9 protein-coding genes and 1 pseudogene are annotated in these 10,397 nt (G+C 70.4%); 8 read left to right on the top strand and 2 right to left on the bottom strand.

Going from position 1 to position 10,397, the window contains the following annotated elements:
- The first annotated feature begins 294 nt into the window (after positions 1-294).
- From JNW87_RS27690 to JNW87_RS27670, 5 genes and pseudogenes are all read left to right on the top strand, one after another.
- Entirely contained in the window at positions 295-792 is a 498-nt protein-coding gene (locus tag JNW87_RS27690) for a 2Fe-2S iron-sulfur cluster-binding protein (RefSeq protein ID WP_201749673.1), read from the top strand.
- Entirely contained in the window at positions 789-1,724 is a 936-nt protein-coding gene (locus JNW87_RS27685; protein ID WP_238454683.1) for a xanthine dehydrogenase family protein subunit M, read from the top strand. Before JNW87_RS27690 ends, JNW87_RS27685 begins: the two co-directional genes overlap by 4 nt.
- A 52-nt stretch (positions 1,725-1,776) precedes the next feature.
- Positions 1,777-2,040: pseudogene (locus tag JNW87_RS39810) on the top strand (xanthine dehydrogenase family protein molybdopterin-binding subunit); the annotation flags it as partial.
- A 122-nt stretch (positions 2,041-2,162) separates the two neighbouring features.
- Complete coding sequence (locus tag JNW87_RS27675; protein WP_238454682.1) at positions 2,163-3,911, top strand: xanthine dehydrogenase family protein molybdopterin-binding subunit; 1,749 nt, start codon at positions 2,163-2,165, stop codon at positions 3,909-3,911.
- A 208-nt stretch (positions 3,912-4,119) separates the two neighbouring features.
- Positions 4,120-4,524 (top strand): VOC family protein, encoded by a 405-nt coding sequence (locus JNW87_RS27670; RefSeq protein ID WP_109802143.1) that lies wholly within the window; start codon positions 4,120-4,122, stop codon positions 4,522-4,524.
- Positions 4,525-4,724: 200 nt separating this feature from the next.
- On the opposite strand, the gene JNW87_RS27665 is transcribed toward JNW87_RS27670, so the two are convergent.
- Entirely contained in the window at positions 4,725-5,012 is a 288-nt protein-coding gene (locus JNW87_RS27665; protein ID WP_074310625.1) for a hypothetical protein, read from the bottom strand.
- Positions 5,013-5,218: 206 nt separating this feature from the next.
- Here JNW87_RS27665 and JNW87_RS27660 point away from each other — a divergent pair, with 206 nt between their 5' ends.
- Positions 5,219-6,901 carry an ISAzo13 family transposase gene (locus JNW87_RS27660; protein ID WP_375373552.1) on the top strand — a complete coding sequence of 561 codons (1,683 nt, stop codon included), beginning with the start codon at positions 5,219-5,221 and terminating at the stop codon, positions 6,899-6,901.
- A gap of 151 nt (positions 6,902-7,052) precedes the next feature.
- Complete coding sequence (locus JNW87_RS27655; protein ID WP_238454681.1) at positions 7,053-8,417, top strand: IS4 family transposase; 1,365 nt, start codon at positions 7,053-7,055, stop codon at positions 8,415-8,417.
- Positions 8,418-8,581: 164 nt separating this feature from the next.
- On the opposite strand, the gene JNW87_RS27650 is transcribed toward JNW87_RS27655, so the two are convergent.
- On the bottom strand, positions 8,582-9,187 hold the full coding sequence (locus JNW87_RS27650) for a YdeI family protein (protein ID WP_109802142.1): 606 nt from the start codon (positions 9,185-9,187) through the stop codon (positions 8,582-8,584).
- Positions 9,188-9,647: 460 nt separating this feature from the next.
- On the opposite strand from JNW87_RS27650, the gene JNW87_RS27645 reads away from it, so the two are divergent.
- Entirely contained in the window at positions 9,648-10,154 is a 507-nt protein-coding gene (locus JNW87_RS27645; RefSeq protein WP_238454680.1) for a DapH/DapD/GlmU-related protein, read from the top strand.
- Positions 10,155-10,397 lie beyond the last annotated feature (243 nt).

Here is a 10,397-nt window from a genome sequence, read left to right as displayed (position 1 = left end):
TCGACGCAGCCGGCGGGGATGCCACCGCGCACGTCGCCGGACGGGTCCACGGCCAGCAGGTCACCCGGTGCGGTCAGACCGCCCGCGGTGCTGGACGCCACGGGGGCCAGGCCGAACGGGACGCCCCGCCGGCGCCAGTCCCGCGCCGCGGCCAGTACGTCGTCCATGCGCCGATCCCCACCCGTCGGGCGTTCGCCCGGTTTTGTCCGTTAACGGTAGGAACGACGGTAGTCTGGCCCGGTGCGGGGCGGGCGGGAGAGCGGGAATCCGGCGGACGACCAGTGGTCGAGCCGGATCGGCCTCACCGTCAACGGCGGCGGCCACGACCTGACCCTGGACAACCGGACCACCCTGCTGGACGCGTTGCGGGAACGGCTCGGCCTGACCGGCAGCAAGAAGGGCTGCGACCACGGCCAGTGCGGCTCGTGCACGGTGCTGCTCGACGGCCGGCGGGTGAAGAGCTGCCTGATCCTGGCCGTCACCCTGGACGGCCGGGAGGTGACCACCGTGGAGGGACTCGCCGGACCGGACGGGCTCTCCCCGCTCCAGGCCGCCTTCGTCGCGCACGACGCCTTCCAGTGCGGCTACTGCACCCCCGGCCAGCTCTGCTCCGCCCGGGGCATGCTCGACGAGGTGACCCGGGACTGGCCCAGCGCGGTGACCGGGGACCTCGACGGGCCGGTGGAGCTGACCGACGCGGAGGTGCGGGAACGGATGAGCGGCAACCTGTGCCGCTGCGCCGCGTACCCGAACATCGTGACCGCGATCCGCGCGGCGGCGGCGGCCCGGTGAGAGCGTTCCGCTACCACCGGCCGGCGGACGTCACGGAGGCGGTCGCACTGCTGGACGCGGACCCGGAGGCGGCGTACCTGGGCGGCGGGACCAACCTGGTGGACCTGATGAAGCTCGGCGTGCAACGGCCGGGCCTGCTGGTGGACGTCACCGGGCTGCCGCTGGACACGGTGGAGCCCGGGCCCGACGGCGGGTTGCGGATCGGGGCCACCGTGCGCAACAGCGACCTCGCGGCGCACCCGCTGGTCCGGCGGGACTACCCGCTGCTCGCCCGGGCCCTGCTCGACGCCGCCTCCGGGCAGGTGCGCAACATGGCGACCACCGGCGGCAACCTGCTGCAACGCACCCGCTGCGCCTACTTCCAGGACACCGCGAAGGCGTGCAACAAGCGGGAGCCCGGCACCGGCTGCGCGGCGCTGCACGGGCAGAACCGCGAGCTGGCCATCCTCGGCTGGTCCGAGCGCTGCGTGGCGACCCACCCGTCGGACCTGGCGGTCGCCCTGGTCGCGCTGGACGCCGTGGCGGAGGTACGCGAGCCGGACGGCCCCCGCGACGTGCCGCTCACCGAGCTGCACCGGACACCCGGCCACCACCCCGAACGGGAGACCACACTCCCCCGCGGCGCGCTGATCACCGCGGTACGGGTCCCGCCGCTGCCGTTCGCCCGGCGGTCCACCTACCTCAAGGTGCGCGACCGGGCCGCGTTCGCGTTCGCCGTCGGCTCGGTCGCGGCGGCGCTGGACCTGGACGGGGACGTGGTCCGCGACGTCCGGCTGGCCTACGGCGCGGTCGCGCACGGCCGTGGCGGGCGTACCGGGCGGAGGAGCTGCTGCGCGGCCGGCCGTTCACCGCCGAGCTCGCCGCCCAGGCGGCGGACGCCGAGCTCGCCGCGGCCCGGCCGTTGCGGCACAACGGGTTCAAGGTGCCACTGATCCGCAACCTCACCGTCCGCGCGCTGACCGGACTGGCCGGATCGGTGCGGCCGTGAGCGCGCCGGTCGGCGCGGTGGGCCGGGAACATCCGCGGCTGGAGGGCCAGGACAAGGTCACCGGGGCGGCCCGGTACGCGGTCGAGTACCCGGTCGAGGACGTCACGTACGGCTGGGCGGTGCCGGCGGCCGCGACCCGCGGCCGGATCGTCCGGGTCGACGCGGCCCCGGCGCTGGCCCTGCCCGGGGTGCTCGACGTGCTGCACCAGGGCAACGCGCCCCGCCTGACGCCCGGGGTGGACGCGGACCTGTTCCTGCTCCAGGAGCCGACCGTGCACTACCGGGGACAGTTCGTCGCCGTCGTGGTGGCGAGAGCATCGAGACGGCCCGGGAGGCGGCCCGGCTGGTCCGGATCGACTACGACACCGAGCCGCACAGCACCGTGCTCTCCGAACACCACCCCGGACTGTACCGGCCGGACAAGGTCAACCCGAGCTATCCGGCCGACACGGAGGACGGCGACTTCGACGCCGGCTTCGCCGCCGCCGAGGTCCGGATCGACGCCACCTACCGGACCCCGGCCTACCACAACAACCCAATGGAGCCGCACGCCACCACCGCACGGTGGCAGGACGGGCGGCTGCTGGTGCACGACTCCAACCAGGGTTCCTCGCCGGTGCAGGCCACCCTCGCCGAGCTGTTCGCGCTGCCCCGGGAGGCGGTCCGGGTGGTCGCCGAGCACGTCGGCGGCGGATTCGGCAGCAAGGGGTACGCCAAGGCGGCCGTGGTGCTCGCCGCGCTGGCCGCCCGGCAGGTGGACCGGCCCGTCCGGCTGGCCCTGACCCGGCAACAGCTCTTCGGCCCGATCGGGTACCGCACCCCCACCATCCAGCGGGTCCGGCTCGGCGCCGACGCCGACGGCCGGATCGCCGCGGTCTGCCACGACGCCATCAGCCAGACCTCGACGCTGACCGAGTTCACCGAGCAGGCCGCCGTCTACACCCGCAGCATGTACGCCGGCCGCCACCGACGCACCACCCACCGGGTGGTCCGGCTGGACGTGCCGACCCCGTTCTGGATGCGAGCGCCGGGCGAGTGCCCGGGCGCGTACGCCCTGGAGTCCGCAATGGACGAGCTAGCGACGGCGTGCGGCGTCGACCCGGTCGAGCTGCGGATCCGCAACGACCCGACCGTCGATCCCGAGCAAAAGCAGCCGTTCACCAGCCGGAACCTGGTGGCCTGCCTGCGTGACGGGGCACGCCGGTTTGGCTGGGCCGACCGCGACCCGACGCCGGGGGTCCGGCGCGACGGGCGCTGGCTGGTCGGCACCGGCGTCGCGGGCGCCAGCTACCCGGCCCGCGCCCGGGCCGCCGCGGCGGCGGCCACCGCCGCACCGGACGGCACCTTCGAGGTACGGATCAACGCGACCGACATCGGCACCGGCGCGCGGACCGCGCTGTGGCAGGTGGCCGCCGACGCGCTGGGCGTACCCGTGGACCGGGTGGCGATCCGGGTGGGCGACAGCGACCTGCCGGCCGCGGGCGTGGCCGGCGGCTCGATGGGCACCGCCTCGTGGAGCTGGGCGGTGATCCGCGCCTGCGAGGGGCTGCGCGACCGGCTCCGGCAGGCCCCGGGCGGGGCGGTGCCGGCCGACGGGGTGACGGTCGAGGTGAGCACGGCCGACGAGGTCCGCGCTCAACGCCCCCTGCCCCGGTACGCCTACGGCGCCCACTTTTGCGAGGTGCGGGTGGACGCGGACACCGGCGAGGTCCGGGTGCCCCGCCTGCTCGGCGTCTTCGCCGCCGGTCGGGTGGTGAACCCGACCACCGCCCGCAGCCAGCTGATCGGCGGCATGACGATGGGGATGTCGATGGCGCTGCACGAGGAGGGCGTGCTTGACGAGCGGTACGGCGACTGGGTCAACCACGACTTCGCCATGTACCACATCAGCGGCTGCGCGGACGTGGAGCGGATCGAGGCGTACTGGCTGCCGGAGGAGGACCCCGACCTCAACCCGGCCGGGGTGAAGGGGCTGGGCGAGATCGGCATCGTGGGCGCGGCCGCCGCGATCACGAGCGCCGTGCACCACGCGACCGGGGTACGTGTCCGCGACCTGCCGGTCCGGCTCGACAAGCTGCTGGAGGAGCAAGCCGAGGATGGTGGCAGCAATCGTGACGGCGTTCCACCGTGAAAACGTCCGGCGCATCCAGTCTTCGAAGTCGAATCTCACCGGCCGCACCTAACCACATTCCTCTGCAACCTCGGCCAAGCGGCGCAGCCGCGCGGATCGCGGCATGAGCGTGCACCTGATCATCGCTGGGTGAGTTTGCTTTGCATCTGCCTGCCCAGCCGCCCGGCGGAGGCAAAGACCCCCTCCGGATGGCGCTAATCTGCCGGGCATGCGCATGTTGCACCTCGGGCTGCGGGTGACCGACCTGAACCGCTCGCTCGTCTTCTACACCGCGGTTGGGTTCGCCAGGATCGGCAGTGTCCAAGAGACAGGATTCGGCAGCCTGACCATGCTGCAGCTTCCCGACGACCCGTTCGTCAGCCTCGAACTCGTGCACGACCCCGCGCGCCCGGTCCGGGACATCGGCGCAGTCAACCACCTCGTCATACAGGTTGACGACCTCAACGCCACGGTCGCCGATCTTGCCATGAAGGGTGTCACGGCGGAGCCACCGACGGAGTTGGGACCGGGAATGCGGACGTCGTGGCTCACCGATCCCGACGGCTATCGGATCGAGCTCGTGCAGTGGCCGCCCAACCACCCGGCTGGCATGACAGCGGCCGACTTTGGCTGACCAGACTGGCCAATACGAATCAGGGAGATGTGTACTGCCGTCGCCGAGCGCGGTCGGCGGCAGATCAGTACACCTGACCTTCGTCGACGCCCAGCCACGGGTGAGGCAATGCGCCCGGAGCTATCCGAACGCATTGACATCGACAGGGTCGCATACCGGCCGTCTCCAGCCGGTGGCGTCGGCGGCGATCAGTTTCCTGATCAGAAGGGGGGTGCGTCCTCGCCCATCAACGCCAGCACGACGCCTCCCTTCCCGCTCTTGAGGCTCTGGACCACGACCTTGCCGGTGCTGCCGTCGGGCAGCTCCAACGTAAAGGTCTTCCCGACCGCGTTCTTGGGGCCATTGCCGGCGCTGTTGGCCGGTCGGAAGTCGCCTGCCCACGGCGGAGTCCCACCCTTGCGGGCGGGCTCGGCGAAGAGCGCGGCGGTGCCGGGGGTCCTGGTGCCGTCGGAGGAGAGAAGCACTGAGGCGCTGCGATAGGTAGCCATATACGCCAAGGCTATCCCGGACTGCGCTCGTTCGCGCCACGACAACTGCGCCGTAACGCGAACGGCCACGGGGAGCGACCTTGATCTGCTCTCACCCCTTGGGTTGACCGTTCGTTGCCGCGGCCCGAGCTAGACCCAACGCCGTTCGGTTAGGGCTTGCAGAAAAATAACCCGTAGCTTCGCGGAGTCTCGCTCGTTGCTGTGGTATGGCCGTCATGGTGGAAACTGGGCAGATGCTCGCGGCGAAGTTCGAGGCGATCTTCCCGCATCTGGACGAGCGGCAGCGTCGGCTGTTGATGGGTGCCGAGGCGCGGGTGCTGGGACACGGTGGGATCCGTGCGGTGGCGCGGGCCGCTGGCGTTCGTGAGGCGACGGTGTCGCTGGGCGTCGATGAGTTGGACACAGGTGCGCAGCCGCTGGGTCGGGTCCGCAGGCCCGGTGGGGGGCGTAAACGGGCTGTTGAGGTGGATCCCGTGCTGCGCCCGGCGCTGTTGGCCCTTGTCGAGCCGGACGAGCGGGGGGATCCGATGTCGCCGCTGCGGTGGACGACGAAGTCGACCCGCAAGCTCGCAGCGGAGTTGACCGGCCAAGGTCACCGGGTGAGCGCCGACACCGTCGCTGACCTGCTGCGCGAGGAGGGGTTCAGCCTGCAGGCCAACGCCAAGACTGTCGAGGGCAAGCAGCACCCAGACCGCGACGCGCAGTTCCGCTATATCAACGAGCAGGTCAAAGACCACCAGGCCGCCATGGAGCCGGTGATCAGCGTGGATACCAAGAAGAAGGAACTGGTCGGCCAGTTCAGCAACGCCGGCCGGCAGTGGCGACCCCAAGGCGAGCCTGTGGCCACCCTCACGCACGACTTTCCCGGTGACAGCCGGGGCAAGGCGGTGCCGTACGGCATCTACGACCTGGCCGCCAACACCGGCTGGGTCAACGTCGGCACCGACCACGACACCGCCGCGTTCGCCGTCGAGTCGATCCGCCGCTGGTGGAACGCGGTCGGCCACATCGACTACCCGCAGGCCCGACGGCTGCTGATCACCGCGGATGCGGGTGGCTCCAACGGCTACCGCACCCGCGCTTGGAAAGCCGAACTGGCAGCCCTCGCCGTCCAGACCGGGTTGGAAATCACCGTGTGTCACTTTCCGCCCGGCACCTCGAAGTGGAACAAAGTCGAGCACCGGTTGTTCTCCCACATCACCATGAACTGGCGAGGCCGGCCGCTGACCAGCCACGAGGTCATCGTGCAATCCATCGCCGCCACCACGACCCGCACCGGGCTGCGCGTGCACGCCGAACTCGACACCAGCACCTACGACACCGGCATCCGCATCAGCGACCGGCAGCACGAGGCGCTGCCCGTGACCCGCCACGACTGGCACCCAGACTGGAACTACACCCTGCGCCCCGAAACATACGAGCAGGTCAACACCGCTGCCGATCCGTTTGACCAGCCCAGTCCCGACCTGGCCTGGCTACGCCACCCGACCCTTACCGGACTGCCGGCGCCTGAATGGAGCGCCCTGATCACCACGCTGATGACGCTGCATGACCAGCAGCGAGAAGCCAGCCTGGACAAACGACGCGGCCACCGCCCACGCCTGACCGCCCCCGGCACAGGCCGGCGCCCCGTCCTCACCCTCGCCGACCGGCTCCTGGCCGCGAGCCTCCACCACCGACTCGCGCTGCCCCAGGTCACCATCGCCGCCCTGTTCCGAGTCCGACCCGAGACCATCAACCGGCATCTGCGCGAGATCCGCCAACTCCTGCAGCAGGCAGGACACACCATCCAGCCCAGCCCGCACCAGCTGGCCACACTCAACGACCTCTACGCCCTCGCGACCGCACAAGGCATCACCACTCCGCAAGGGACCAAAATGGCGCGTTAATGATCTGCAAGCCCTTAGGCGGGTTGGTGGCGTGTCAAGGCGTGTCGGGGGATGTGAAGCAGCGGAGCTCCGGTAGAGAGGGTTGTCACTCCAAGACACCCCGAAACCAGGAGCTCCGCTGTCCGGACAGATTGCCATAACGCGTACGACGATGGTGGCGGCGGGCCGGTTCGCGCCGGGCCATCTGGGCGAGTTGACCCAGCTGGTGCCGTTCGAGATGGTCGATGATGCCCTGGAGCGCACCGGTGCGGTGCAGTCGCGGGTTCGGTTGCTGCCCTCACGGGTGGTGGTCTACCTGTTGCTGGCCGGCTGCCTGTTCGCTGAGTTGGGCTACGGGCAGGTCTGGCATCGGCTGACCGCCGGTCTGCATGGCCTGGCCGTGGCCGCGCCGACGGCCAGCGCGCTGCGTCAGGCCCGGCAACGGCTCGGGGTGGCACCCCTGCGGGCGTTGTTCGACCTGCTGCGTGGCCCGGCCGCGACGACGGCGGCAGGGGCGGTGTCCTGGCGTGGGCTGTTGGTCTGCGCTGTGGACGGCACGTTGATGAGCGTGGCCGACAGCGCCGCGAACCTGACCGCTGTGGTTAAACAGCGCTGCAACCACGGCGCGGGCGGTTACCCCACGGTCCGGGTCCTGGCCCTGGTGGCCTGCGGGACCCGCAGCGTCATCGACGCGGTCTTCGGCCCGGCCAGTATCGGCGAACCCGGGTACGCGGCACGGTTGGCCGGCAGTCTCCGGCCGGGGATGCTGCTGCTGGCCGACCGTAACTTCGCCGCCGCGGACCTGCTGACCCACCTCGCCGCCACCGGCGCGGACCTGCTGGTGCGATGCAAGAGCGGCCGACGGCTACCGGTCAGATCCCGCCACCGGGACGGCTCCTACCTCTCCCAACTCGGTAGTCTCGCCGTCCGCGTCATCGAGGCCGAGATCGGCATCGTCACCAGCGCTGGCCGGCGCACCGGCACCTACCGTCTGGTCACCACCCTGCTCGACCCGCACCGCTACCCGGCCGGCGAGCTGATCACCCTCTACCACCAGCGGTGGGAGATCGAGACCGTCTACCTGGAACTGAAGTCCACCATCCTGGGCGGGCGGGTGCTACGCGCCCGCACCCCGGCCGGAATCGACCAGGAGATCTACGCCCTACTGGTCACCTACCAGGTGCTCCGCACCGCGATGACCGACGCCACCGACACCATCCCCGGCCTGGACCCCGATCGGGCCAGCTTCACCATTGCCCTGCACACCGCCCGTGATCAGGTCATCCAAGCCGCCAGCGTCATCGCCGACACGGTCATCGACCTCGTCGCGCGATCGGCCGGCGGGTCCTGGCCACGCTCATGCCCGACCGACGCGTCCGGACCAAACCCCGCATCGTCAAACGCGCCATCTCCAAGTACAACGCCCGCGGCCCGGACATCGACCGCACCACCTACAAAGCCACCATCGACATCAACATCCTCGACACCGGACCTTGACAGCCGACCAACCCGCCAAACTGAACGGCGTTGGAGCTAGACCCCGGTCGCCGAACCTGCAGTTTCGGCGGCCGGCAGCCCGCCGGCTCGGCCGACGTCTCGCCACCGCGTCCGCACTTGCCCCGCACCAGGCCCAGACGCCTCGCAGGTTGTCGGCGCGCACGATCGGCGGCAGATCAATGCACCTGATGATGAAGATGCCGATTACGGTGAGTTCGGAGGCTTGGCCTTCTGCGGGTAGATCGTCTCGTGACGGGCCAGCATGGCAACGAACTCGCCGATCTTCCGCTCGCGGGTCTGCGCCCGTTTAACGGCATTGACGCGGTGGATGAGAGCGAACCGGTTGGTTCTGGTGAGTACGTCGAACATGGCCTGGGCGGTGGCGTCGGCGGCGATGGCGGCGAGGAGGTCGGCCGGCACCTCGGCTTCCGACGGCGGGGCGTAGGCGGCCGCCCACCGCCCGTCTGCCTTTGCGGCTTCTACCGCGGCGCGGCCTGGGGGCAGCATTCGCCCCTGCGCCTCCAGCCGGGCCACGTGGGCGACGTTGCGTTGTGACCAGGAACTACGGGGCCTGCGCGGAGTGAACCGGATCCAGGAGGTCTCCTGATCCCGTTTACGGGCCTGCCCGTCGATCCAGCCGAAACACAGGGCCTCGTCGACCGCCTGCTGCCAGGTCAGCGTCGTGACTGTGCCGCCCTTTTTGGTCAGGGCGAGCCAGACACCGGGCGACGTGGCGTGGTTGGCCGACAACCACGCGCGCAACGCGTCGTCGTCCGCGACGATCAACTCATCCAATTCGGCGCTCGCCATGACGGTGAGGCTAACCGCTGCGCCGTGGCCGCAGCCTCTGCCTGTCGGCCAGCCCGACTCGCCGGGCTGCCAGCGCGCCGGACGCTCGGCGCACCGTCGGGGGCAGGACCTCGATGCTCAGGACGATCTCGACGTCGGGCCGGCATGTCGGACTCCTCGTGCACGTGCCGCGTGCGGCGAGCGTCGTCCACGACCAGGCCTCTGACAATCGCCAGCGCCATCCACGGTGGCGGCAAGACGCCGTACGAGCCGGCGACGCCCGGCGATCCAGCCCCGCACCTCAACCACTCGGTCTGCGGCAGATCCGGACGTTCGATGAGGACCCCACGATCACGGACTGACGCGTTCCCTGCCGGTGGGTCGTCACCGGGTCTCTGACTCGCCGTGCCAGCATGGCCTCGTGCGCAACCAGCAACGCCTACGAACACGGACGCCCGAGTCACGAGCCTTCGCGGAGCGCGTGCAGTTCGTCATGAACCTGACCTCGCGCCTCAACGTGCTGCCGTTTGACGACCTCGACGCGCGTAGGACGGTGCTCACCGAGACCTTCGGTGAACCGATCCCTGACTCTCTGTCCATCCTGCCCCCGTTCTATTGCGACTACGGGCTTGGAGCGTCGTTCGGAGAGCGCGTGTTCATCAATCAGGGATGCTTCTTCCTCGACTACGGGGGCGTCAACATCGGTGACCGCGTCCTGATCGGTCCCCGAGTGACTCTGAGCACGGCCGGGCACCCCGTCGAGCTCGACGAACGGTACGACTTCATCACGCACGCGCCGATCGTCATCGAGGATGATGCGTGGATCGGCGCCGCAGCCACGGTCACCCCTGGAGTGACAATCGGTCGGGGCTCGGTCGTCGGCGCGGGCGCCGTTGTTGTGAAGGACGTGCCGCCGCTCAGCGTGGTGACGGCAACAAGCGTTGTCGAGCGAAAGCGTCTGAAGCCGGCGTCCACCGCAACCTCCTGAAGCCTGTGGCTCACCCGTGCACATCGGCATTGTCGAGCGGCGGCCCACCGGCGTCGAGTCACGCTGCGTAACGCGCGGCTCGCGGCAGATCCGGACGTCTGGGCGTCCCCTTTGGCTGGAGCGAGCTTGTCCTACCCCTGTGCTCTAGCTCGAAAATGAACGGTGACTGGGCGGGCGGCAGCCCCCAGCGGAGCGCAGCGGAGCCGGGATAGATCTCGGTCGTCGGGTTAGGCGGCGGTCTGG

This window comes from Micromonospora sp. ATA51 (assembly GCF_016802855.1).
Lineage (GTDB): Bacteria > Actinomycetota > Actinomycetes > Mycobacteriales > Micromonosporaceae > Micromonospora > Micromonospora sicca.
This window is presented reverse-complemented; position numbering and strand designations above follow the sequence as displayed.